The organism is Flavobacterium sp. TR2, assembly GCF_025252405.1.
GTDB lineage: Bacteria > Bacteroidota > Bacteroidia > Flavobacteriales > Flavobacteriaceae > Flavobacterium.
The window spans coordinates 565,286-591,450 of sequence record NZ_CP104307.1; the positions used below are offsets into that span (position 1 = coordinate 565,286).

A 26,165-nucleotide genomic window follows, 5' to 3' on the forward strand; every position below is an offset into this window, starting at 1 on the left:
ATTTATCTGTTCCAAATTGGACTTTCAATAATCATCGGAATTACAACTCCAATGATGAAAGCCGACATTACAAGCGCCCAGTCTCGTTTTGAAAAACGGAAAACAGTCTGCACTATATATGAAATTACCAGAACAACAAAAACCACCACCAGCTGAGCAGCTTCTATTCCTAAGGCAAACTCTCCTAAAGGCAACAATTTTGAGGTTGCAGAACCTCCTAAAATTGTTTTGAAATAATTAGAAAAACCTAGTCCATGAATAATTCCAAAGAATAAAGTTATGAAAAATACTAGATTTACGCCATCATTTTTTGAGGTCTTTCCAGCCGTAAACAAATGATAAAGAGCTGTAATCAAAATCGTAATCGGAATCAGGAATTCTACAACATCTACTTTTATGGCTATAATTCCATAAACTGAAAGAATTAAAGCCAAAGTATGGCCAATTGTAAAAAGAGAAACCAATAAGAAAATTCTTTTCCAGTCTTTAAAAAGATACGGAACGGTTAAGGCGATTAAAAAAAGAACGTGATCGTAAGCATTGATATCTAAAACGTGTTTTAATCCTATTTGAAAATAAATCCAAAATTGTGACATAGGTGTATTGCAATTAAATAATTAGGGGTTGTAAACTTACGATTAATTTTCAAACTTAAAGATTCAAGCGGTTAAATCCTGTGGCAAAAAAGTTAAATTTTAGGAGAAATTTAAAATCAATAATTTAAAAATAGGATTATATTTGTTATAATAAAACTTTATCATTATGTCATTTTCAGAATTATTTGATAGCGAATTCAAGCAAAGAAACAAAGGGCACTTTTCTGCTATTGTTCGTGTCGCGCTAGCTGACGGGGTTGTGTATCCAGAAGAAAAAGCCTTTTTAGACAAACTTGCTTCTCGTTTAGAAATTACAGAATCAGAATACGAAGAAATTCTTAGCGATCCATTAAAGTATCCTATTAATCCGCCGTATTCATATGTTCAGCGTTTAGAACGTCTGTATGATCTAACACGAATGGTTCATGTTGATCATCATCTTGAAGACAAACAAGAAGTACTTCTAAAAAAGATAAGTGTGGCTCTTGGATTTACGCCAAGCAACGTAGACTACATTATTGCAAAAGCATTGTCACTAGTGGACAAAAAAGTAGATGCAGATACATTTATCTACGAAATGCAGCATATGCATAAATAGTATTCAGTGTTCAGTTTTTAGTATCCAGTGTTTTCATACTGAGACTTGACTGCAAATGAAAATTAAGAATAAACCCGATAATTGAATTTATCGGGTTTTATTTTTTATCCTATTTTGACTGTGTGATATTGATGCTCTCAAAATAATTTCCAGCTTGAAGTCCAATCGTAAGAAGCCTGTCTTTATTGGTTGTATTTTTGTTCATTTTGATGATGAGCGTGTTTCCATTTTTCTTTTCGACCTCAAAATCGTCATTCTTAAAAATAAAATTTTCGGCTAGCAAATCTACATTTCCTTTATCAATTCTCACTTTGTCTATTGCAAAACCATTTACCCACCATGTTTTATACTCTGCCGTAATTGTTATCGTGTTGGCTTCTGAGGTGAAAGAAGCTTCCTTTTTAGAAAGTTTAATCTCGTCTCCAGATGGTCCAAGTGGATAGTCTTTAATGTCATCGCTACTGCAGGAAACAAACAAAACGGAAAACATTCCGAACAAGATCATCAATATTTTTTTTTTCATCATAATGTGTTTTGGGGTTTGATTAGTTTTAAATCATTTACAAAAAAATTAATCCATAATTTCTCATAAACGTTTATTTTAAAGATTGATAGATTCAAAGATGGTTGCGTCTTATTTTAAAAATTTTCTTAAAACAAAAGCCCGACAAGTTTTAAAAACCTATCGGGCCTGCTTTATAGTCAAAAATAAATTTGAAACTTGAAACAAAAAACTTAATTCGCTTCAGCCATAAATTCCTCTGCTTTTTCTACCATATTATAGCTTCCGCAAAAGAAAGGCACTCTTTGGTGCAGTTCGGTTGGCTTAATTTCTAGAATTCTGCCAAAACCGTCTGTTGCTTTTCCTCCTGCCTGCTCTGCCAAAAACGCCATCGGATTGCATTCGTACAGCAAACGCAATTTTCCTTTTGGCGCTTTTGAACTTGTCGGATAAATATAAATTCCTCCTTTTATCATATTTCGATGAAAATCGGCTACCAAACTTCCAATATATCTTGAAGTATACGGTCTGTCTCCTTCTTCGCGCTGACAATATTTAATGTAGTTTTTTACTCCCTGCGGAAAATGCACATAGTTTCCTTCGTTTACTGAATAAATATTTCCGTTTTCTGGAAATTTCATGTTTGGATGCGAAAGATAAAATGTACCTATCGCCGGGTTCAATGTAAAACCATTTACGCCATGTCCTGTTGTGTAAACCAGCATCGTTGAAGTTCCATAAATTACATATCCTGCTGCAACTTGATTGATTCCCGGCTGTAAAAAATCCTCGCTAGTTACCGGAGTTCCTATTGGAGTTACTCTTCTGAAAACAGAAAAAATAGTTCCGACAGAAACATTTACATCAATGTTTGAAGATCCGTCTAGCGGATCCATTAAGATCACGTACTTATTATTATGACTGTTGTCGCTCCCCTGAACAGTAATAAAATCGTCGTTTTCTTCAGAAGCAATACCACAGACAATCTCACGGTTTATTAACGTCTGGATAAATACTTCGTTGGCATAGACATCTAATTTTTGCTGGTCTTCTCCTTGGATATTCTGTTCGCCTGCCGCGCCCACAATATCTACCAAACCTGCTTGGTTAACTTTATGATTGACCACTTTTGCCGCCAATCGAATAGAGTTGATAATTCGCGAGAGTTCTCCCGACGAATACTGAAATGCTTTTTGGTTCTCAATAATAAACTCTCCCAGTGTTTTATTGCGTTCTTCCATTTCTAAATCGTTATAGTTTTATTTTTAAGTCACAAATATCGCTTATTTTGTGAGAATGATTTAAAAATTATGTTGTTAGTTTGCTACTATTGTATATTTGCTAATAATCTGCAAAAAGCACTAGCTAAAATGAAGCTTTTTTAGATAATAAATACTTAAAAATAAGAATACATGAATATTAGAAAAGGAAATCCTGAAGACATGAAATCGGTGCTGGGGCTTATTCAGGAGCTGGCTATATTCGAAAAAGAGCCCGATGCGGTTGTCATTACAGAGGAAGATTTGGTGCGTGACGGTTTTGGTGAAAAACCATTATTTAACGTTTTTGTAGCAGAGATTGAAAACGAAGAAAAACAGAAGGAAATTGTTGGAATTGCATTATACTATTATCGCTATTCTACCTGGAAAGGAAAAACAATTCACCTTGAAGATTTGATTGTAAAAGAAAAAATGCGCGGCACTGGTTTAGGTTCTGCTCTTTATGCTGAAATCATGAAACAAGGAAAAAGAGACGGCGTGCGCAGAGTAGAATGGAATGTTTTGGCTTGGAATACCCCAGCGGTGAATTTTTACAAAAATTCTGGCGCAAAAATTCTAGAAGACTGGCAAGTTGTGCAAATGGATGAAGCTGGAGTTAATTCGTTCTTAGAGAAATTATAAAAAGTCTTGCCACAAATTGCACTAATTTCCACTAATTAATCCGTGCTAATTTGTGAAATTCGTGGCAACAAATAAAATACTAGGTTTCGGTTTGAATCTGGAATCTAAAATCTAAAAATCTAAAATTAAAAATGAGAGTATTTAAATTTGGTGGTGCATCGGTAAAAGATGCAGATGGAATTAAAAACGTATACGACGTTTTACAAAAAGTGGGTTATGAAGATGTAATTCTTGTGGTGTCGGCTATGGGAAAAACAACAAATGCTCTTGAGGTTGTAATTAAGAATTACTTCGAGAAATCGGCAGAACTAAATTCTTCTGTTCAGGAAATTAAAAAATACCACAATCAAATCTTATTGGATTTATTTGAAGATGAGAATCATGACGTTTTTGCAGCTGTAAATGCTCAGTTTGCTGAGTTAGAATATTTCTTGGCCCATAATAAATCTCCAAATTACAACTTTGTTTACGACCAAGTGGTAAGCTTTGGAGAATTGATTTCTACAAATATCTTAAGCCACTACATGAATTTCAGAGGAATTCAGACACAATGGCTTGACGTTCGCAATTTCATCAAAACCAATGCAAACTATAGAGATGCAGAAGTTGATTGGGAAACTACACAGCAAAACATCAGCAAAAATGTACCTAGAAAACAATTAAACATCACACAAGGTTTCTTAGGCGCAGACGAAAATAATTTCACTACGACTTTAGGCCGTGAAGGTTCTGATTATACTGCTGGAATTTTTGCCTACTGCTTAAATGCCGAAAGCGTAACCATTTGGAAAGATGTTCCTGGAGTTATGAATGCCGATCCTCGTTATTTTGAAAATGCGAGTCTGTTAAACCAAATTTCGTACCGCGAGGCTATCGAATTGGCATTTTACGGAGCAACGGTTATTCACCCAAAAACACTGCAGCCACTGCAGAAAAAAGAAATTCCCTTGTATGTAAAATCTTTTATCAATCCGTTATTAAAAGGGACTTGCGTTTCTAAAGGAGTAGATCTGGAACCGCAATATCCATGTTTTATCGTAAAAAGAGAACAGCTTTTAATTTCACTTTCATCCATTGATTTCTCTTTCATCATGGAGGAAAACATCAGTGAGATTTTCGGTTTATTCCACGAATTCAAAATCAAAGTAAACTTGATTCAGAACTCAGCAATTAGTTTCTCTGTATGCGTGGAAGATAAATTTGGGAATTTCCCAGAACTGAACGCTATTCTCTCTAAAAAATTCAAAGTAGAATACAGCGAAAATGTAACCTTATATACAATCCGTCACTTTACCGAAGAAGCAGCGCAGACTGTTGAGGCTAATAAAGAAGTTTTATTGAAACAAGTTAGCCGCGAAACCATGCAGATTGTCACTAAAGAATTAAACTAATATTGCTTTATAAAAGGTAATCATTAATTCAAAAATTATTGAAAGGGCTTCACTTAATTGTGAAGCCTTTTTATTGCAAAAGAATTTTCTCTATTTTATCTGTTTTTTGATTACATTTACTCTTCTTTATAAAGAACTTAAAATGAGCAAAAAGAGCTTTTTAATTGTTTTAATAATCCTAGGTGTATTATACCTCTGTATAACTTTAAGTCCATTACTCAGAAAAGATATAAAAGATATTTCTTTTTCAGATTTTAGATTAGTAATCGGTCCTTTTCTCTCTACAATCGGTGTCCTTATAACGTATACGCAACTGAAAAAAGGAAAAAATTAATTACAAATTTCTCCCCTTCTTCAAGTGTTTAATAATAGTTTTCAAATCTTTAATCTGCACCTCATATTGCTTTATGATTTTTCTATAAGCGCTCAGCATCGAAATTTCTGATAGTCTTTCTGTATTTATTAAGCTATCATAAGCAAAATCACCCAATCCTTTTTTCACTAACTCTTGTGGACTAACTTCAAACATTTGGCAGATTTTATTAAAATGAATAGCCCAAGAAGTGCTTTCTCCACGCTCCATTCTTGCATAAGCCGATTGTGAAATATTTAAACAATCTGCAGCCTTTTCTTGTGACATACTCTTTGATTTTCTTAAGGTCTTTAGATTTTCTCCCACAATTTTATTCATAATCAATGTCTTAAAATAAATTCAAATATAAGAATTTATTTACAATTATTCGAATTTAGGTTTTTAATAACCGATTTTCGACTAAGCATCATTTAGCATTGTTCCTAATTTTATATAAACAGCAAGATTATGATTTTTAGACCTGGCATTCAAATATTTATACTGTCTATAAAAACTCTTGCAAACAAATTTCACCAATAAACCTTACCAAAAAATGAACCTTAAACTTACCCGAAGTGCAAAAACCTTGTTGTTTTTCATTATTATTGCCTTTACAGGCTGTGAGAAAGAAAATGTTGCCGAAGACCAAACAATTAGCCAAGAAAAGACAGTTTTTGAAGCAAAAAAATGGCTAGAAAATACTGAAACCCAATCATCAATATTAGAGCATTCCAAACAAATCGACTGGAACAATGCAATCGTGACTGATGGGGCAAAAGGTAAAGTGGTGGAGGTACCGCTTATTTTAGAAGACAATTTAACGTTAAAAATGAATGACGACCTAGAAGCGAAGTCCTTCCACAGGCTGGTTTTTAGACCCGAAGCCAACGGCAGCTTCAAAGTTTCGGATGTAATTTTCTTTACAAAAGACCAAAATTTTGACAACACCAATAAAGAAATCAACTTTTATACGGTAGATAAAAAATTTAACGGTACTATTATGGTGGTCAATTCTAAAAATGAAGTGGCACTACCAAGAGAATATGAAAAAGGAAAAGAATTACTAAAACCAACTAAGAATAATGTAACAGCAAAAGCGCCATATAGCACGTGCCTTTTTCTAGGCTGGTATACGGGCAGTGAAGGAAACAAACGCTTTACTCCTATAACGATGATTGGATGTTACGGATCAGGAGATTCAGATGATTATGGAGGCCCACATGGTGGCAGCGGTGGTGACGGCAGTACCAGAACCCCAAATACAGTCGAAAATAATATTGAGAAAAAAATAGACGATTCAAAACTTGATCCTTGCCCAAAAGCTGTTATGGAACAATTAAAAAGCGGAACAAATTATGACATCGCAGAAATACTGCGAATCTTAGGCGCAAGTAGTATTTATAATGTAAATATGGTGATGAAATCTACAGTTGGGAAAGGTTACGCTGAAACACAAAAACTTTCTACATATAATTATGAAATTAGGATTGACAGAGACAAATCTACCGATGGAACAAAGCTTTACAAGGCTACAGTTTTAATTCATGAAGTAATTCATGCCTTTTTTTTGAGCATTGTTGACGATTACAACAGTACTCAATCAACAACACTAGCTTCTTTCCCAGAATTATTTGAAGTATATGTAAAAAAGGAGCATTCAGCTAGTAAAGACAAACAAGATGCACAGCATAAAGAAATGGCTGACAAATATGTTAATGCTATGGCAGGTGCATTACAGGAATATGATGACAATTCTACCGTGCCCTATCAGGTTTATAAAGATTTGGCATGGGGAACTTTAAAAGATGCCCCAATATTTGATGCTACATTTCCTTCGGGAAGTGCTGATAACATTAGGATTATCAATAGAACCAATGCCGAAGCTACTGGTCATGCAATAGCGCAAGGAACTCCATATGAACAAAAGCCAGTAGGGAAATCATGTAATTAAATCACAAGAAAATGAAAAATATTTGTATTGCGTTACTTTTCGGTTTCATGAGTTGCTCATTATTTAAAAAAAATGATCATAACGAAGTTGCAAAAAAAGAAGATTTAAACATTCTAAGTAATAAAATAGACAGTTTAGAGACAACTGCTGATGTAATTGAATTTGCCAAAACAGTCAATCCAAAATTTAAAAGCTATAGGGCTGGAAATATGAGAATTAAATCCACAGATTCAATAGCTAACGATTTAAATTGCAATGGTATATTCAAAAAATGGAATGTTTTAAATTGGGAAAAAAAAGACTTGAATAATGATGGCAAAACAGATTTAATCTTTCACGCATATTGGTATAATAATTACTATCCTTATGCAATTATGGATATGGGCAGTAATGTCTTTAAATTATTTGGATTCTCAACAGGATCAATAGATGACTGTGAATTCATTAAACCGTTTAAAATTGGAAATAGTAACGAACTGCATTTCTTACATTCAAAATCAATTCCGAATAATGGGTTCACCGATTTACCAAGAGTCATGCAAATTGACACTCTAACTTATAAATTTAATGACTTTATTGAGATAAATACTGGCAATAAACTTCGATATGATGTTATATCCATAGAAATAAATACAAATGGTTGTTTTGGAGATTGTCCTTCCTATGACTTAAAAATTAACCAAGATGGGCAAGCAGATTTTAAAGGGAAAAGTTTTATGAATTTTGAAGGAAGTTCAACAAAAAAAATTGCCTTATCTTATTTTACAGAACTTGTCAAAATATTAGAATACATTAAAGTAAAAGAACTTAATAATAATTATGATGTCGATTGGACAGATAGCCAAACTACTATTCTAAAAATAACTTTTTCCGATGGGAGTGTTAAAGAAATTAGAGATTATGGAATGCAAGGCACCTTTGGTTTACGTTTGATCTATTCTAATTTATTTAAAATTGCAAGTGCAACAAATTGGGAATAGCTTTTTTACATTTAAAATGTATCAAGATTTTATAAGTTTTAGAAAATAGCAGAAAAAAATACAACTAAGCTTTAGAAAAGATGAAAAACTACTTTTTTTGCTCACTCATATTACTGCTAACAGTAAATTTTTCAGCCTCTTTGTCTGCACAGAAAAAAAAGGATAAATACGAAGCCCTCAACACTTATTTTGAAACAATTGTAAAAGACACCGCACAAACAATATATGTTGCAAAGGAAAAAATAAATTCTAATGAAACTTTAACCATCTTCGAGTCAAATGTCAAAATGATTAATGATCCAGTGAATAATTGCAAAGCATACACTAAATTATTTAATTGGAGAGATTTTGAAAAAATGAAGAAGAAATACAAAAATACTTGCACACCAAGTGAAAGAGTCTGGTGGTGCAGTAACGCTTTTTGGGAGACTAATGATTTTAAATATAAAAAGGTTCTTTTAGAAAGTATGAATACGGTTAAGAATCAAGAATATCTTACGTATAAATACCACGGCAGAGTATATGCATTTTCTGAGCCTATTTATTATCAAAACAAAAAATATCTTGTTTTTACAGCAGAAGCATTATTTATGTCAGGAGCAAGAATAACTATTGTAATAATGGAAAAAGTAAAAAGTAAATGGACTGTAATGTCTGAATGGTCGAATCCTTATTTATACAATTAATCAGTTTAGCCAAAACCAAGGCTTCATATAGGCAAAAAGACAATGTGAAGTTCTAATACATCCCATCAAAACACACAAAGTCATGATTGAAATTTTTAAAGGCTCTTATATGGAAGCGATGAATATTAAAAATTTATTAGAGAATAACGGCATTTCAGTTTTTACCGCCAATGAATATATGTCAAATATCCAGCCGTGGTCTGTTTCTGCTGGAGGCAATGGCGCTGCAATTTTAAAAGTACTTGAAGAAAATTTGGCAAAAAGCAAAAAAATAATTGACGCTTGCAATGAAGGAGAATACGATTTTAATGTGTAATTTCAATCTAAATCCTACAATACAAACCTTTTGAAATGGAAAATAATCTATCTGTTTTCCTATAAACAAAAGCCTCACGATTTCTTGATTATAAATACTACTTTTGACTTTTTAGAGTTAAAGTATTTATGTTGAAAAAATTACTGTTTTTGACGGTTTTCTTCTGGTTTTCTGCGCTTCAGGCTCAGGAGACCGAATCGCTGTACAAAACCAAAAAAGTAATCGTTTCAAAAGACACTATCCATCTCGAAAAAGTGGCCATCAACTCTGGTTTTTTCCAAATTCTGAATACTAGAAATGAACCAATCGATTCGACTTCTTACAAGGTTGATTTTCAAAAAGGTTTTCTTCTTCTAAATGAAAATTTCCAATCGGTTTCAGATACTTTAATTGTCAATTATCTCAATTATCCAGATCTCTTAACGAGAGAATATAGTCTTTACAAATCGGATCAGATTGTGAGCGGTGATGTTGGAACAGACAAATTGTACCGAATAGATAACGCTTCAAACGCCAAAAAAGCAACGCCTTTTGATGGTCTTGAAACTTCTGGAAGCATTACCCGAGGCGTTACGGTCGGCAATAACCAGAGCACGGTTTTAAACTCCAATTTAGATTTACAGATTACAGGAAAACTTTCAGACAAAGTAAGCTTAAGAGCTTCTCTTCAAGACAATAATATTCCGCTGCAAGATGGTGGCTATTCGCAAAAACTCGATCAGTTTGATAATATTTTCATAGAACTTTTTAGTGATGATTGGAACATTCGTGCAGGCGATGTTTTTTTAGAAAATAGAAAAACCCAATTTTTGGGCTTCAACAAAAAGGTTCAAGGACTTTCTGCCAACTTTGATTTTGACACCGGAAAAAGCAAAACAAATGTTTTTGCTTCAGTCGCTTTTGTAAAAGGCCAATATGCCAAAAGTACCTTTACAGGTCAAGAAGGCAATCAAGGTCCGTACAAATTGAAAGGTCAAAATGGCGAGTTGTATGTTCTCGTGATTTCGGGTTCAGAACGAGTTTATGTAAACGGCGTTTTGCTAAAAAGAGGCGAAAACAATGATTATGTGATTGACTATAATGCAGGAGAAATTGTTTTTACTTCGCTTTTCACCATCACTTCAGAAATGCGTATTAATGTAGAATACCAATATTCAGAACGAAATTACAATCGTCTTGTAACGTATGCGGGAGCAACGCACGAAAACAAAAACTGGAGTTTTGGCGGTTATTTATATTCTGAGAATGATATGAAAAATCAGCCTCTACAGCAAAATCTTTCTCCCGAACAAGTTCAGATTTTAAGTCAGGCGGGCGATGATGTCAATCTCATGAAAGCGCCTTCTGCTTATGAAGATACTTATGCCGAAAATAAAATTCTGTACAAAAAAACGCTGGTCAATTCGGTTGAAGTTTACGAATATTCGAATAATCCTTCCGATGTTTTGTACAATGTAAGATTTAGCCAAGTTGGGGCAAATGCTGGAAATTATATCATTCAAAACAATAATTCTGTCGAAAGAATCTACCAATATGTTGAACCTGTTAACGGAATTCTTCAAGGAAATTACGAACCAATTGTACAGCTTGTCGCGCCAATGAAACTTCAGGTGGCAACTTTTTTAGGGAAATATAATCCAGATGAGAAAACTTTAGTCGATTTTGAATTGGCTGTCAGCAATAATGACCAGAATTTATTTTCTGGAATTGATGATGGCAATAATGAAGGAATTGCTTTTAAAACCAATCTTAAAAAACGTCTTTTCTCTAGAAGCTGGAATCTGGATGCTTTTGCAAATTATCAATATGTGCAGCAGAATTTTAAATCGGTCGAACGTTTGTATAATATTGAATTTAATCGTGATTGGAATTTAACAGGAACACTTTATGGCAATCAGAGCCTTTTGATTACGGGTTTGAATTTTGATCTGTTTTCGAAAAAAGAAACTTCAAATATTGGTTTGCTGACTTATCAGTTTGAAAAACTAGATTTCAGCGAAAGCTATTCGGGTGCGAGACATACAACAAACGCTTTATTCAAATTGAAAAATTGGACCATCGAAAACAACGGAAGCTTCCTAAATTCTGACGCTACGGCTTCAACTTCTAAATTCATCAGAAATCAGACCCGAACCAAATATCATTTTGGAAAAAATTGGATTGGAGGAACTATGCAATTGGAAGACAATCAGCAAAAAGATAAATCAACCAGCCAGTTTTCGGCTTTAAGCCAAAGATTTTCAGAATATGGTGTGTTTACAGGACGCGGCGACAGCACCAAAGTTTTTGTTGAAGTCGGTTTTCTGCAAAGGCGAAACGATAGTTTGCAAAACGGATTACTACAGCACGTCAACAATTCGCAGACATATTACTTAAAATCCAAATTGATTCAGAACAAAACAACCGATTTAGCAGTTTACGCGAGTTACAGAAATTTGGATTTCACAAATAAATCGAGACAGAACGAACCTTCATTAAATTCGAGAGTGTTGTACAACGATCGTTTTTTTAACCAATTCATACAGATTGGAACGGCTTACGAAACCAGTTCTGGAACAATCGCACAGCAAGAGTTTACCTATGTAGAAGTGCCTACAGGACAAGGAGTTTATACTTGGAATGATTATAACGGCAACGGAATTCAGGAATTGGAAGAATTTGAAGTTGCAGTTTATCAGGATCAGGCGCGCTATGTGAGGATCTTTTTGCCAAACCAAATTTATATTAAAACCAATCAAAATAAATTTTCGCAGTCTCTAACTTTAAATCCGTTACAGTGGCAGAATGAAAAAGGATTTAAAAAGCTGCTGTCTTATTTTTACAACCAGACCTCTTTTATAATGGATCGAAAGGTTAAGAGCGACGGAGAAAAATTAGAACTCAATCCGTTTGATTCATCAGAAGAAAATATACTGGGATTGAATTCGAGTTTTAGAAACAGCTTGTTTTACAATCGAGGCAAGCAAAAACATTCTGTTACCTATTCCTATTTGGTCAACAAAGGCAAAAGCCTTCTTTCTGTTGGTTCTCAGCAAGTACAGAATTATTCGCATCAAATTCAATACACACATTTATATCAAAAAAGCTGGCTGTTTAATTTCTTTGCCAAAACCATTCAAACCGATTTGGTTTCTAAAGATTTTACAGAGAAAAATTATGACATCAAAGGTTCTCAGCTGGCGCCAAAAGTCAGTTATCTGTTTTCAAAAAACACCAAATTGGATTTCTTTTACGAACTTCAAAACAAGAAAAACCAGATTGGAAATTTCGAAACTTTAGACCAAAACAGAATCGGAACTTCTTTTTCTTATGCAGGCGAAAAGAAAGTTACGGTTAATGGAGAATTTTCTTTTTATGAAAATAAATTTGATGGAAATGAATTTTCATCAGTAGGTTTTCAGATGCTCGAAGGACTCCAAGCGGGATCAAATTTGGTTTGGAAACTACTTCTGCAAAAGAACATTACATCTTTTCTAGACGTTAATTTAAATTATCAGGGCAGAAAAAGTGAAACTGGAAATACGATTCATACAGGAAATGTCCAACTTCGCGCATATTTTTAAGGTGTTGCGAAAAAGATGACAATAAATTGTTTAATTTTAATTGAAATTTAAACTTTTAGCCTTATGAAAAAATTAGTATTATTATGTTTAATGGTTGTTTTTTCTTCTAATTTTTACGCACAGGAAACAACTGCAAAAACTACGAAAAGTAAAACAGAAGCTTCGGCAAAAAAAGCTAAAGCAAGTGCAGACAAAGCTTCGGCTGATGCGAAAAAAGAAGCCACAAAATCTAAAAAAGCTGCAGATGACGCAAAATCTGCTTCAACAAAAGCCAAAAAAGAATCTGCTGACGCAGCAAAAAAGACTGCCGACAAAGAAGCGGCTAAAGCTAAAGCTGATGCAAAAAAAGCTACTGTAGAATCTGATAAAGCAAAAAGTACAGCTGACAAAGCAAAAAGCTCTGCCGACAAAACCAAAGCCGACGCTAAAAAAACAACCGCAAAAGCTGACGCTGCTAAAAAAGATGCCACAGCTGCTAAAAAATCGGCTACAAAAACTTTAAAGGAAACTAACGAAAAAGCTCCTTCAGTTCCAGACAAAGTAACGGGCGAATACAATGGTAAAAAAGTATATACAGGACCAAGAGGCGGTAAATACTACATTAACAAAAATGGCAATAAAACGTATATTCAGGATTAAGCTACTAAGCTTCTGAGATGCTGAGTCTCTAAGATTTACTAGTTTTGAATAAAAAAAACAAGCTGTCTCAAAAGGACAGCTTGTTTTTTGCAAGCTTCGGAGAAGCGGAATATTTATAGCTAAAATATCTTTTACAATATAAAGCTCCAGAGGAGCGACAAATTTATTTCATAATCGAATATATGCCGCTCCTCCGGAGCTTTTTGACTTGTCCTATTAAAATTCTATAAATATTTTACCCCGCTGGGGTTTTGCTGATAGAATATTTTATAAATGTTCTGTTTGCCCAAAGTGATTATTCTTTTGAGAAAGCTTCTTCATAGTTTGTAGTAAACCTTGTCATCTTAGAGCCTTAGCATCTCAGAAACTTAGAAGCTTAAATTACAGTTAATAATTTAGTAATACCTTCGAAATAACATAAAAAACATATTTTTCTATCTTCGTTTTTAAAACTGTTAAAAATGAGTATAGATTATTCTGCGAATAAAACTATTTTAGTGGCTCCATTAAACTGGGGACTTGGGCACGCTACTCGCTGCATTCCTATTATCAAGGCGCTTCAAGAGAATAATTACATCCCTATAATTGCTTCTGACGGAGTTGCGCTGGCTTTATTGCGAAAAGAATTTCCTTATATACAAACTTTAGAACTGCCTTCTTATCATATTGAATATGCAAAGAATGGCAAAAACTTTAAATGGAAGCTGATTAAAAATCTTCCGAAAATGATTACCGCCATTTTGGATGAAAAAAAGATGGTAAATCATTGGGTAAAAAAGCACGGCATTGATGGCATTATCTCGGATAACAGATTGGGAGTGATCAGCAAAAAAGTGCCTTCTGTTTTTATTACGCACCAATTGAATGTAATGACTGGAAACACGACTTGGTTTACCAGTAAATGCCATCAGCATTTTATTAAAAAATACAATCAGTGCTGGGTTCCAGACACGAATGAAAAAATAAACCTGACAGGAGATTTAGGCCATTTAAAAAATAATGATCTGAATCTAAAATATATCGGTCCGTTGAGCCGCATGAAAAAGAAGGATACTCCAAAGATATACGATCTGATGATTATATTGTCTGGTCCCGAACCGCAGCGCACTTTCTTGGATGAAAAACTGCAGAAAGAAGCGGCAAAATATCCTGGAAAAGTAGTTTTTGTACAAGGAAAAGTAGAAAAATCTCAAGAAAAATGGCAGGCTGGAAATGTTACCTACTATAATTTTATGAACTCCAAACAGCTCGAACAGACTTTTAACGAAAGTGAGTTTGTTTTGTGCCGTTCTGGCTACACCACGGTAATGGATTTGGCAAAGTTGGGCAAAAAAGCCTTTTTTATTCCGACGCCGGGACAATACGAGCAGGAATATCTAGCAGTAAAACTTCAAGAAGAAAATCTTGTGCCCTATGCAATCCAAGACGACTTTACGATTCAGGATTTATCAAAAGTGGACTCGTTTAAAGGATTATCCCAATTTGAAAATAATATTGACTGGGATTCCCTATTTGCTGTTTTTGAAGACAAAACTGCATAATTGCACGCTGATGAAACGGATTTTATTTAGTGTTTCCTCCTATAAAAAAACCTCCAGCTAAAGCTAGAGGCAATTGAAATTTTCCAAAAGAATCAGTTTTATCTGCGTCCTAATTAGAAGTTAAACTGTACCTGCAATCTTAAGACATTTCCTTGCTGTCTGTTTATTGGCAGTGCGCTATCTTCAAAAGTTCGGTCTGCCACTACATATTCTGCTGTAAGTTCAAATGCTTTAATTGGCTGCCATTCGACACCAAATTGGTAATCTCTAACTACGTAGCTTCTAGCATCTTTTTCGTATTTTTTTCCTCCGTCATAATATTGGAATTTAGCGAAAGGATAAATATGCTGTTTTTTGATATCCCATTTGTAGTTTAACAAAACGTAACCTCCATTCAAATCGGTTTGGTCAATTGTTTTGGTCAGCGTATTGTATCGAGGTCCTGTCCCGATGTTGTATTCGGTCTGGATTCCGAATGGTCTTGGATACAAAACAAAAGTCGCTCCCACTCGCTGATCTTTTACATATTGAGGGTCATTAACAATAACTCCCGGCGAAACTTCTCCTGTAAAAGCCCATTTACCAGTATAAGCCTGAATTCCTGGTTCTATAATCTGGCTTCCAATAACAAAAGGATACGTTACTCTGGTTACAACATTCAAGTCTCGGTTTCCGTCCAATTTGTTTGCAATCTGACCATTGTAAACCCCAAAAGCAAAAACCCCAAAATCTCCAGAACCTTTGTAACCGTCTTTAACCAGCATTTCAAAACGTTTTCTGATTTCGGCTGGCGCCCAATAAAAGAATATTCCTAAATCACGCTCATTCAAAATTGAAGAGTTGATGGCATCGGCACGGTCTAAAGTCAAACGTTGTGAGCTTGACTGCATATTTTCAAATCCGTACGGAATTTTACTTTGCCCGACACGCACTCGATATTCTTTTTTCTTATCAAAAGAAAGATCAAAATACAAGTCGCGAATCTGAACGAAGTTATTAATTCCGCTTGACGGCGAACTTGCAAAATCGGGCTGAAAATAGAAAAATACATTTGGGTGCACTTGCCCAGAAAACACTAAACGGGCACGGCGAATAAAAAGTCCGTTATTTGCTTTTGCGTCTGGAGCTGTCGAAGTTGTTCCCCAAGATCTATCACATTGCTCGCAAGAAACTTTATCGTTTGTAGAAAACAGACCATTGTATCTAATTTGCGCATAACCTCGAAGAGAGATTCTATCATACCAATGTTCTTCAACTCCACCTCCAGATTTAGTATCAGGAAGTTTTGCTTTGTTTATAGAATCTAAAATACGCATTACTTCGTTTTTTACATCCTGTTTGTTCAGCTCTTGCTTGTTCGTTTCTTGCGCATTTGCAGCACAGGTCAGCAGTAATAAAACTGCCAATAATTTTCTTTTTATCATTAGTTCTGTAATTCCCTTAATTTCAGGATGCAAAGATGGAGCACCTATGTTAAGAAATCATTAACCAGATGTTACTATAATAAAAATTTAATGTTACGGCCAGAATCCGTATGTTTATTTATTGTTAAACACCCCTGTTTCAGGGCTTTTAGCTCATATGAACTTACATTTATTTAACCTCAGCTTTTGACGATTTATTTGCTTTTTCAAGCGTAAAAGAGAACTCAGAACCAATTCCGAACTCACTTTCTACATAAACTTTCTCTTTATGAGCTTCAATAATATGCTTTACAATTGCCAAACCTAATCCAGAACCTCCTTCAGATCTTGTTCCGCTTTTATCCACTCTGTAAAAGCGTTCAAAAAGTCTCGGAATATTTTGTTTTTCAACCCCTTCTCCATTATCGCTAATGCGAATTAAGACTTTTTTCTTGGTTAGGTTGACAACTCCAACTTCTGTCAGACCTCCCTCTTTTCCGTACTTAATAGAGTTTACAATCAAGTTTTCGAGCACCTGCTGAATCCTGTCCTGATCTCCCCTAATGATAACCGACTTTACATTTTTACTTTCAAAGGCCAGTTTGATTTTCTTTTTGTCTGCTTTCATTTCCAGCAGTTCAAAAACATTCTCGATCAGTTCGACAATATCAAAATCAGTCATGTTCAAATCCAAATCTCCCGATTCTAATTTGGTAATCATGTCTAGATCTTCTACGATATAAATAAGGCGCTCTACTCCTTTTTCGGCACGCTTTAAATATTTCTTTCTAATATTTTTATCATCCATGGCGCCATCAAGCAAAGTAGAAACGTAGCCTTGAACAGTAAACAGAGGCGTTTTCAGCTCGTGCGAAACGTTTCCTAAAAACTCTCTTCTATATTGCTCACGAATTTCGAGCATTTCGATTTCGAGTTTTTTATCTGTAGCAAACTTTTTCACCTCACGCGAAAGCGTTTCCATATCGGTATTAATCGGCTGATTGATTAATGTTGTCGATTCTAATAATGATACCTCATCGTAGATTTTTTTTACTCTTCGGTAAATAAATCGTTCTACGCGATATTGCAAAACCAGAAAAGAGAAAATATAGACTGCGATAATGAAAATTATTCCAAACGCAACTTGATGTTTTAATTGATTTTTATAAAATAATGACATTAATATCAGCACAAATCCTGTTGTGAAAAGACTGATATACAATGCCGATTTTATAGCAAACTTGTATGTTTTCTTAAAATTAATTTTCATTGAAAATATTGAACCATTTAGAGATTATTTTATTTCACCATATAAGTGATATAAGTTCATTTAAAAACAGAACCTAATCAATTGAATTTACGTGAGAACTTAAAAAAGTAAATCTTTGTCAAAGTTTAGAACTTTGACAAAGATACACTTTGATTACAGAAAATATGCAGGCTATAATTTAAATGAACTTATATCACTTATATGGTTCAAATTTTTACAGAATACTAAACTTCAAATTTATAGCCTACGCCTTTTATGGTTTTAAAAAGATCTTCTCCTATTTTTTCGCGCAGTTTTCTGATATGAACATCGATTGTTCTTCCTCCAACCACAACTTCGTTACCCCAAACTTTATCCAGAATTTCGTCTCTTTTAAAAACTTTACCTGGTTTTGAAGCCAATAGATAGAATAATTCGAATTCTTTTCTTGGCAAAGCAATTTCTACATTGCCTTTTATGATTTTGTATTCCTCACGGTTAATTTCGATTCCGCCTACATTTAAAGTATCTGTAACAACTTCTTGCTCTTTTAATCTTCTTAACAGCGCCTTTACTTTAGACACCAATAATTTTGGCTTAATAGGTTTTGTTATATAGTCGTCGGCACCTGCGTCGAAACCAGCTACTTGAGAATAATCTTCGCTTCTTGCTGTAAGGAATGTTATGATAACATTATTTAATTCTGGAATTTTTCTAATATGCTCGCAAGCTTCCATTCCGTCCATTTCTGCCATCATCACGTCCATAATGATTAATTCTGGCAGCTCTTTCTGTGCTTTTGCTATAGCATCTTTTCCATTAGAAGCTGTAACAATCTGATAGCCTTCCTGAGCAAGGTTATAGCCAACGATTTCTAAGATATCTGGTTCGTCGTCAACTAATAAAATCTTAGTTTGTGTTTTTTTCATAAATAGCAAAAATTGAGATTTTTATATCGAAACTTCTTCATTAAACATTCGATATTTCTTATTTCACAGGGTAAATATACTAACAAAAGAACCTTTAAAAAATGGTGTTAACCGTAATTTAATCTCGTAACAATTTGATAATCTTAACAACACAAAAACATAACAAGTCGGTAACATGGACTTCACAGAGCGGTTCTTTCTTTGCACCAAAATAATAAGACACAAACACAACACTGAAAAAAAATGAAATTCAATTTAAGATTTCTCTTTATTGCATTATTTATCTGTACGATTTCGATCGCGCAAAACAAAGGTACGATTTCTGGAGTTCTGACTGACAAAGATATGAACAACGCAGCTCTGCCATTTGCTAATGTTTTAGTTAAAGGTACAAATATTAGCGTAAATACCGACGTGGACGGAAAATATTCGTTAAGCGTTAATCCTGGAAATTACACTTTAATTTTTAGTTTTTTAGGATATGAATCTGTAGAAGCTCCAGTTGCTGTAAAAGCAAACGAAACTGTAACAGTTAATCAAGGACTTTCATCTGGAAGCTATACTCTTAAGGATGTAGTGGTAAAATCATCTGCAGGAAGCAAACAAAAAGAGTCTGCTTTGCTTTTAGAACAAAAAAATGCTGTAGATATTAAACAATCAATTGGCGCACAAGAACTTTCTAGAAAAGGAGTTAGTGATGTAGCCGCAGCTGTTTCTAAAACTACTGGTATTACAAAACAAGAAGGTTCTGGAAACATTTTCGTAAGAGGTTTAGGCGACCGTTACAATTCTACAACAATGAACGGATTGCCAATTCCGTCTAATGATGCGGAAAAGAAAAACATCAATCTTGAAATTTTCTCTACAGATATCTTAGAATATGTTTCTATAGACAAAGTTTACAGCAGTAAATTATATGGAGATTTTGCTGGAGGTAACGTAGACATTATTTCTAAAGACTATAAAGGGAACGGATATTTTAAAATCGAAATGGGTTCTAATGTAAACACAAACGCATTAGCCGAAAAAGATTTTAAATTACAAAGAGGCATCAACAGCTTTGGTTTTGACAATCCTTCAATTCCAAGCAATCCTCTAACTCAATATAACTACAACACTTTACAAATGGATGGCAAAAATCCAATTGCAGGTTCGTTAGGCATATCAGGAGGAAAATCTTTTAATGTTGGTGATGGAGGAAAGTTAAGCTTCTTTGCTACTGCAAATTTCAGTAATGAGTACAACTCAATCCGTAACGCAACTGCAAAAGGAGGAGTAAACGGTGCTGGAGTGGCAAACAAAGATTTCTATTCGTACACTGACATGGGATACCAAACAAACTCAACAGGATTATTGAATGTTGGTTATAAAATTAACTCAGACAATAGAGTAAGCTTCAATACAGTTTACATCAATACATCATCTCAATCTAAAGAAGAATATGCTGGATACATTGTCGATCTTGCAAACAACGGAAATGGTTTAATTCGTCGTTTTAACTACGAGAAAAACAGCCTTTGGATTAACCAATTACTTGGAGATCATAAATTAAGCGATAGATCTAAATTAAATTGGGGAGCATCTTACAACATTATTGATGGTTCTATGCCAGATAGAGCTCAAAACACTTTTAGAAATGAGCCAAATGGTTATGTATTATCTTCTATCTCTAGACCGGATAACCACAGGTACTTCCAAAAACTAAAAGAAGATGAGTTAGCAGGTAATCTTTCTGTAGATTACAAATTCAACAAAAATTCTGATGATGAATACAAAGGAAAATTCACATTAGGAGCAAGCGGAAGAATTAAAAACAGAAATTTTGAAGCTTCTCAATTCAACTTCTTATCGCAGCCAGGTTATACAAACACAATTGTTGATCCAAATAATCTAGATTTGTTTTATAACGAAACTAACTTAAACAACGGATATTTCAATATTTCTACTTTTAGAGGAAACTCTCAAGTATCAAACGCTTTAGATCCTCAAACATACGATGGTAAACAAACTATCTTTGGAGGTTACTTAAATACAGAATACAAATTCAACCCGAAATTTACAGCTGTTTTAGGTTTACGTGCAGAATCTATTGTGCAAAATGTAGACTGGAATACACAGTTAGGTGATGTCGGAAGTGACGAATTAAGCAAAGTAGCTTTCTTGCCAAGTTTAACAATGAAATATGAATTGAACGAAAAACAAAATTTGCGTTTCGGTTTTAGCAAAACATATACTTTGCCTCAATTTAAAGAAAGAGCATTATTTGTTTACGAAGAAGTTTTACAAGTAAAAGTAGGTAACCCTTACTTATACGAGTCTGACGATTACAACTTAGATATTAAATGGGAAATGTTCCCTACAAGCGACGAATTAATTTCATTTACTGCTTTTGGAAAATACATTGTTAACCCAATGAACGAAGTTACGATTGCTTCTTCTTCAAATGATATCTCATACATCAACACTGGAGATTATGGTTATGTAGCAGGAGCTGAAGTAGAATACCGTAAAATGCTTTTCAATTTTGACGAAGTAAATACAAAAAAATTATCTGCTGGTATTAACGCTTCTTACTTACATACAAGCCAAGAGTTAAATGCTGACAAAGTTGACAGAGAGACAGATTACCAAGTTGTATTTACAAACACAAAAAGCCAGTTTACAGGAGCTTCAGATTTATTGCTAAATGCAGACCTTTCTTACTTAGCAGAATGGGAAAATGATAAAAGCTTAAACACAACTATTGCATATAGCTACTTCTCAGACCGTATTAATGCTATTGGAACAAACGGAAGAGGTGACTTGGTTGACAAAGCTTTTGGTTCATTAGATTTTATCGCTAAATCTAAATTAAACAAAAACTTAGGATTAGATTTGGTTGTAAAAAACATTCTTGATCCAAGAATCAACAGAGTACAAGAAAATGCTTCTGGAGACGTAAATGTTTTATCATACAAAAAAGGATTAGGATTAAGCTTCAAACTTAATTACACATTCTAAAAAAATAAAAATCCAATATAAAGAAGAGGTCAGTTTAACAGCTGACCTTTTTCTGTTTATAACGCAAACCCTTAAGGTTCTTGACATCCAAAAACAAGTTTAATTTCGCTTTACAAACCTAACATTCTCTTAATATTAAATACAGTTTTTATTAAACTAACAATCATAGTTTCTTAACATCTAAAAAAGATTTCTAAACCATCTTTGCCTCAAGAAATTAAACACAAAAATTATCAACACAATTATGAAAAACTCAATTGTAAAATTAATTGGAATTGTTACTTTATCTGCAAGTTTATTTACAAGCTGCTCTAGTAGTGACGACAACAAAAAACCAGCATCTTCATTTGTAGTAAATGCAAATGATTTCAAAGGTACTATCACTGACGGAGAAGTAGTTCTTGATGCAGGAACAACTTACAAACTAACAGGAAAACTTCAAGTTAACTCTGGCGCTACACTTACTATTCCTGCTGGAACAGTAATTCAAGGAGTTGGAGGAACATCTGCTTATATCGCAATCGCACAAGGAGCTAAAATTAACGTAAATGGTACAGCTGCAAAACCTGTTATCATGACATCTGGTTTAGCTACTAAAGCTGCTGGAGACTGGGGTGGATTAGTAATTTGCGGAAAAGCTCCTATCAACCGTACATCTGGCGGAACAGGAACAGCTCAATCTGAGGTTGCTGACTTAACTTACGGTGGAACTGTTGCTAACGATAACTCTGGAGTAATTAGATTCTTAAGAATCGAGTATGCTGGAGCTGCTTTCAACACTGAAAAAGAATTCAACGCACTTTCTTTCTTCGGAGTTGGTTCAGGTACAGTTGTTGAAAACGTACAAGCTTTCCACGGTTCTGATGACGGATTCGAATTCTTCGGTGGAACTGTAAATACTTCTAACTTAGTTGCTATCGGTAACGAAGATGATCAATTTGACTGGACTGAAGGATGGTCTGGAACAAACACTAACTGGTACGGTAAATTAGCTTTCGGAAAAGGAAACAGAGGAATTGAAGCTGATAACTTCGAATTAGGATACGCTAATACTCCAATCGCTAACCCAACTATCACTAACATGACTCTTATTGGACCTGGAAGTGCTGCAGATGCAACTGTATACACTGAAAACCAAGGTATCAAATTCAGAAGAGGTACTAAAGGTCAAGTTTCTAACGTAGTTTTAAGCGGATGGAAAACTGGTATCGATGTTGAAAACGATGAAACTATCGCTTTCGTACCATCAGCTTTAAAAGTTACAAACATACTTTATGTTGCTGATGTACCTACAAAAACTAAAGGAAAGAAAACAGACGGTACAGCTGCTGACGTATCTGCAGTGTCTGTAGAATCTGCTACTGCAACTGGAGCAGGAGCTGGTGTTGCTCAACCAACATGGGCTGCTGGATGGACAGTAGGTTTCTAATCTCTTCGAAAACATAATGTTAAAAACATCCTAAATATTTAGGATGTTTTTTTTTGGCGTCATTTTTGTAATTTTTTTTGTATATTTACACTAATCAAATACACGCGATGGCAAAAAACTACTTTTATATTACTTTCTTATTGGCATTTTTCTTTACTGTAAGCGTTTCGGCGCAGGACAGCAAGCAATTACCAAAACCTCAGGAATCTACTTCTATTGAGGGTCTTAGCTTGTATCCTAATCCAGTGACAAACGGAAAAGTCTATATCTCATCTAAAAACGATTTGGAGAAAGAAATTATTGTGTTTGACATCTTAGGCAAAAAAGTATTACAGGCACATTTGGTTTCAAGAGAACTAAGTGTTTCAGACTTACCGCCAGGTGTTTACATCATCAAAATAAGCGAACAGAACGCATCGGCAACACGAAAACTCATTATAAGATAAAATATAGAAAGCTCCTAAATTGGGAGCTTTTTTTTGTATTCAGTATCCAGCTTGTAGTGTTCAGACTTTTTAAACTGAACACTGAATCGCGAGACAAAAAACTGAGCACTGAACACCAAAAATCAATATCTTTGCAAAAAAAAGTTTTGATTACAGCCAGCGATATATTTACCATTTCGAGTCAGAAACAATTTGAAAAAATAGCACTAAAAGTGTTTCGTTTTCAGCACGAAAACAACAAAGTCTATCGCGATTTCTGTGATTTTTTAAAAGTAAATCCGCAGCAGGTAAAATCACTGCAGCAGATTCCTTTTTTACCCATTCAGTTTTTCAAAAGCCATGATGTTGTTTCCAACACCGATCCTGCACAGGTAACTTTTACCAGCAGCGGCACAACCGGAATGATTACCAGCAGACATCTAGTAACCGATGTTTCTCTATACGAAGAAAGTTACCGCAAAGGGTTTTCACAATTTTACGGCAACATCGAAGATTATGTTGTTTTAGCCCTTTTACCGTCTTATTTAGAGCGTGAAGGCTCTTCATTAATTTATATGGTCGAAGACCTAATAAAACTCTCTAATCAGCCTGAAAGCGGGTTTTATTTGCACAACCACGACGACCTAATCAAAAAACTTCTTGAACTAGACGAAGCAGGCCAAAATGTAATTTTAATTGGGGTTACGTATGCTTTGTTAGATTTGATCGAAAAGCACCAATTCAATCTTCAAAATACCATTATTATGGAAACTGGAGGAATGAAAGGGAAACGCAAAGAAATGATTCGCGAGGAATTGCACGACATTTTATGCAAAGGCTTTGGCGTTTCATCCATTCATTCAGAATACGGAATGACTGAACTTTTAGCGCAAGCTTATTCTCTTGGCGAAGGTGTTTTTGAATGCCCTTCTTGGATGCATATTTTAGTTCGCGATCCAGAAGATGCTTTAACGTATGTAAAAGATGGAAAAACAGGCGGAATTAATGTGATCGATTTGGCCAATATCAATTCATGCTCTTTTATCGCGACGCAAGATTTAGGCAAAAAAAATCCCAACAACTCTTTTGAAGTATTGGGACGTTTTGATAATTCTGATATTCGTGGGTGTAATTTGATGGTTCTTTAAAATTGTTAATTTGGTTAATCATTTAATCGATAATTCACTGCTCTAATCAAACGTTCCTGCGGAACATATAATTACCAACCCATTTTCAATTCTACCAACGAGACATTCCTACGGAATGATTTTCTTCTATAAAAAAAATCCCAATATTCTTTTTGAACTGCCCCCAAAAAGTTAGACACTATATGGGGGCATTTTTATGGAAAGAAAAGTCAAGTACAATTATGAATTTAAACTTCACTGTGTAGAAGAAGTTTTAAAAAATCACAAAGGATTAGAGCCCACTGCTTCAAAGTATGACATATCCAACACCAGCCTAAAAAGATGGATTAGTTTCTATATGAAATTTGGCAGTGAAGGACTGCTTCCAAAATCAAGAAATACAAAATACAGCTTAAATTTTAAGTTAAAAGTATTGCATTCTATTGACAATAAGGCCTTATCTTTGGGCAAAGCCTGTTTAGCATTCAATATTCCTGCAAAATCCACAATACTTAGTTGGCAGCAAGAATATAAAAGAGATGGTTTAAAAGGTTTGAAGCTTAAACCCAAAGGCAGAACTCCAGCTATGAATTTTAAAAGAAAACCACGCAAAACAAACCAGCCCTTAACTCGAGAAGAAGAACTTTTAAAGGAACTGGAATATTTACGAGCAGAGAACGAAATTTTAAAAAAGTTCAATGCCTTAGTTCAAGCCGAACAAGCCAAACAAAACAAAAGGCTCAAACCATAATGGAATTAAGGCATAAATACGATTTAGATGTTTTGCTAAATTGTATGGACATGGTTAGAAGCACTTATTATTACTATGAAAAAAAGAAGCAGGCAATAGATAAATATCAAGAAATAAAGCAGTTAATCAAAGATATTTATAATCATCACAAAGGGCGGTTAGGCTACAGGCGCATTACTTTGTTAATCAAACAAAAAGGAATCTTAATTAATCATAAAACAATACTGAGATTGATGAAGGCTTTAGGACTGAAAAGTTTAATCCGCGTCAAAAAATACAAATCATACAAAGGAGACCAGGGAAAAATAGCTCCTAATTTGCTTCAGCGCAACTTTAAGGCCTGCAGGCCTAATGAGAAATGGGCAACTGACATAACGGAATTTAATGTATCGGGTAGCAAATTATACCTTTCTCCGATTATTGATTTATTTAATGGAGAAATTATAAGTTATGAATTATCTGAAAGGCCGCATTTTGAACAAATAACAGCCATGCTTAAAAAGTCTTTTAGAAGGATACCCAAAAATACAAATCTGATATTGCACTCAGATCAGGGTTGGCAGTACCAAATGAAAAAGTATCAATCGCTGCTTAAAGAGAAAGGAATCAAACAAAGTATGTCCAGAAAAGGAAATTGCCTAGATAATGCAGTGATCGAAAATTTCTTTGGAATTTTAAAATCAGAGCTCTTTTATCTTAAGAAATACATCTCTGTAAATCAATTAAAAAAAGAGATCGAAGAATATATAAAATATTATAATAACGAAAGAATCAAACTTAATCTAAAAGGAATGAGCCCGATACAATATCGAGCTCATTATTATCAAATTTAATTA

Annotated in this window: 23 protein-coding genes; 16 read left to right on the plus strand and 7 right to left on the minus strand. The window is 34.3% G+C overall.

Annotated features, from left to right (window positions below; translation table 11 throughout):
* Positions 1–2: 2 nt before the first annotated feature.
* Positions 3–596 (minus strand): HupE/UreJ family protein, encoded by a 594-nt coding sequence (locus tag N4T20_RS02875; RefSeq protein WP_260671621.1) that lies wholly within the window; start codon positions 594–596, stop codon positions 3–5.
* Between the two features lie 166 nt (positions 597–762).
* Between N4T20_RS02875 and N4T20_RS02880 the strand changes: the two genes are divergently transcribed.
* Positions 763–1,194, plus strand: coding sequence for a TerB family tellurite resistance protein (locus N4T20_RS02880; protein ID WP_095928262.1), 432 nt, complete (start codon positions 763–765; stop codon positions 1,192–1,194).
* 109 nt (positions 1,195–1,303) lie between these two features.
* On the opposite strand, the gene N4T20_RS02885 is transcribed toward N4T20_RS02880, so the two are convergent.
* A complete protein-coding gene (locus N4T20_RS02885) occupies positions 1,304–1,717 on the minus strand; it encodes a hypothetical protein (RefSeq protein WP_260671622.1) in 414 nt (137 codons plus the stop codon).
* Positions 1,718–1,929: 212 nt separating this feature from the next.
* A complete protein-coding gene (gene fbp, locus N4T20_RS02890; protein WP_260671623.1) occupies positions 1,930–2,937 on the minus strand; it encodes a class 1 fructose-bisphosphatase in 1,008 nt (335 codons plus the stop codon).
* Between the two features lie 171 nt (positions 2,938–3,108).
* Between fbp and N4T20_RS02895 the strand changes: the two genes are divergently transcribed.
* Together N4T20_RS02895 and N4T20_RS02900 are read left to right on the plus strand one after the other, a co-directional pair.
* Positions 3,109–3,597 (plus strand): GNAT family N-acetyltransferase, encoded by a 489-nt coding sequence (locus N4T20_RS02895; RefSeq protein ID WP_260671624.1) that lies wholly within the window; start codon positions 3,109–3,111, stop codon positions 3,595–3,597.
* Positions 3,598–3,728: 131 nt separating this feature from the next.
* Entirely contained in the window at positions 3,729–4,988 is a 1,260-nt protein-coding gene (locus tag N4T20_RS02900; RefSeq protein ID WP_260671625.1) for an aspartate kinase, read from the plus strand.
* Positions 4,989–5,322: 334 nt separating this feature from the next.
* Here N4T20_RS02900 and N4T20_RS02905 read toward each other — a convergent pair whose 3' ends face one another.
* Complete coding sequence (locus tag N4T20_RS02905; RefSeq protein ID WP_260671626.1) at positions 5,323–5,679, minus strand: helix-turn-helix transcriptional regulator; 357 nt, start codon at positions 5,677–5,679, stop codon at positions 5,323–5,325.
* 214 nt (positions 5,680–5,893) lie between these two features.
* Between N4T20_RS02905 and N4T20_RS02910 the strand changes: the two genes are divergently transcribed.
* From N4T20_RS02910 to N4T20_RS02940, 7 genes are all read left to right on the plus strand, one after another.
* Positions 5,894–7,291 (plus strand): hypothetical protein, encoded by a 1,398-nt coding sequence (locus N4T20_RS02910; protein ID WP_260671627.1) that lies wholly within the window; start codon positions 5,894–5,896, stop codon positions 7,289–7,291.
* An 11-nt stretch (positions 7,292–7,302) separates the two neighbouring features.
* Positions 7,303–8,271, plus strand: coding sequence for a DUF6438 domain-containing protein (locus N4T20_RS02915; protein WP_260671628.1), 969 nt, complete (start codon positions 7,303–7,305; stop codon positions 8,269–8,271).
* 140 nt (positions 8,272–8,411) lie between these two features.
* A complete protein-coding gene (locus N4T20_RS02920; RefSeq protein WP_260671629.1) occupies positions 8,412–8,957 on the plus strand; it encodes a hypothetical protein in 546 nt (181 codons plus the stop codon).
* Between the two features lie 82 nt (positions 8,958–9,039).
* The gene (locus N4T20_RS02925; RefSeq protein WP_260671630.1) at positions 9,040–9,273 is read left to right on the plus strand and encodes a DUF2007 domain-containing protein; all 234 of its coding nucleotides are present in this window, start codon (positions 9,040–9,042) and stop codon (positions 9,271–9,273) included.
* A gap of 128 nt (positions 9,274–9,401) precedes the next feature.
* Complete coding sequence (locus N4T20_RS02930) at positions 9,402–12,836, plus strand: hypothetical protein (RefSeq protein WP_260671631.1); 3,435 nt, start codon at positions 9,402–9,404, stop codon at positions 12,834–12,836.
* A gap of 63 nt (positions 12,837–12,899) precedes the next feature.
* A complete protein-coding gene (locus tag N4T20_RS02935; RefSeq protein WP_260671632.1) occupies positions 12,900–13,475 on the plus strand; it encodes a hypothetical protein in 576 nt (191 codons plus the stop codon).
* 461 nt (positions 13,476–13,936) lie between these two features.
* Positions 13,937–15,016 (plus strand): glycosyltransferase, encoded by a 1,080-nt coding sequence (locus N4T20_RS02940; protein ID WP_260671633.1) that lies wholly within the window; start codon positions 13,937–13,939, stop codon positions 15,014–15,016.
* 113 nt (positions 15,017–15,129) lie between these two features.
* Here the strand turns inward: N4T20_RS02940 and N4T20_RS02945 are convergent, their stop codons facing one another.
* The 3 genes from N4T20_RS02945 to N4T20_RS02955 form a co-directional block, all read right to left on the minus strand.
* Positions 15,130–16,440, minus strand: a complete 1,311-nt coding sequence (locus N4T20_RS02945) for an OprO/OprP family phosphate-selective porin (RefSeq protein WP_260671634.1) — start codon at positions 16,438–16,440, stop codon at positions 15,130–15,132.
* A gap of 169 nt (positions 16,441–16,609) precedes the next feature.
* Positions 16,610–17,689: a sensor histidine kinase gene (locus N4T20_RS02950; protein WP_260671635.1), complete on the minus strand. Its 1,080-nt coding sequence runs from the start codon at positions 17,687–17,689 to the stop codon at positions 16,610–16,612.
* 224 nt (positions 17,690–17,913) lie between these two features.
* A complete protein-coding gene (locus N4T20_RS02955; RefSeq protein WP_008465097.1) occupies positions 17,914–18,597 on the minus strand; it encodes a response regulator transcription factor in 684 nt (227 codons plus the stop codon).
* 243 nt (positions 18,598–18,840) lie between these two features.
* Between N4T20_RS02955 and N4T20_RS02960 the strand changes: the two genes are divergently transcribed.
* The 6 genes from N4T20_RS02960 (at position 18,841) to N4T20_RS02985 (ending at position 26,162) form a co-directional block, all read left to right on the plus strand.
* Positions 18,841–21,597 carry a TonB-dependent receptor gene (locus N4T20_RS02960; protein WP_260671636.1) on the plus strand — a complete coding sequence of 919 codons (2,757 nt, stop codon included), beginning with the start codon at positions 18,841–18,843 and terminating at the stop codon, positions 21,595–21,597.
* A 244-nt stretch (positions 21,598–21,841) separates the two neighbouring features.
* Positions 21,842–23,026, plus strand: coding sequence for a hypothetical protein (locus N4T20_RS02965; protein WP_260671637.1), 1,185 nt, complete (start codon positions 21,842–21,844; stop codon positions 23,024–23,026).
* Positions 23,027–23,133: 107 nt separating this feature from the next.
* The gene (locus N4T20_RS02970; RefSeq protein WP_260671638.1) at positions 23,134–23,472 is read left to right on the plus strand and encodes a T9SS type A sorting domain-containing protein; all 339 of its coding nucleotides are present in this window, start codon (positions 23,134–23,136) and stop codon (positions 23,470–23,472) included.
* A 146-nt stretch (positions 23,473–23,618) separates the two neighbouring features.
* Positions 23,619–24,599 (plus strand): acyl transferase, encoded by a 981-nt coding sequence (locus N4T20_RS02975; RefSeq protein WP_260673090.1) that lies wholly within the window; start codon positions 23,619–23,621, stop codon positions 24,597–24,599.
* A 196-nt stretch (positions 24,600–24,795) separates the two neighbouring features.
* On the plus strand, positions 24,796–25,329 hold the full coding sequence (locus N4T20_RS02980) for a helix-turn-helix domain-containing protein (RefSeq protein WP_260671639.1): 534 nt from the start codon (positions 24,796–24,798) through the stop codon (positions 25,327–25,329).
* A complete protein-coding gene (locus N4T20_RS02985; RefSeq protein WP_260673091.1) occupies positions 25,239–26,162 on the plus strand; it encodes an IS3 family transposase in 924 nt (307 codons plus the stop codon). Before N4T20_RS02980 ends, N4T20_RS02985 begins: the two co-directional genes overlap by 91 nt.
* Positions 26,163–26,165: the final 3 nt, after the last annotated feature.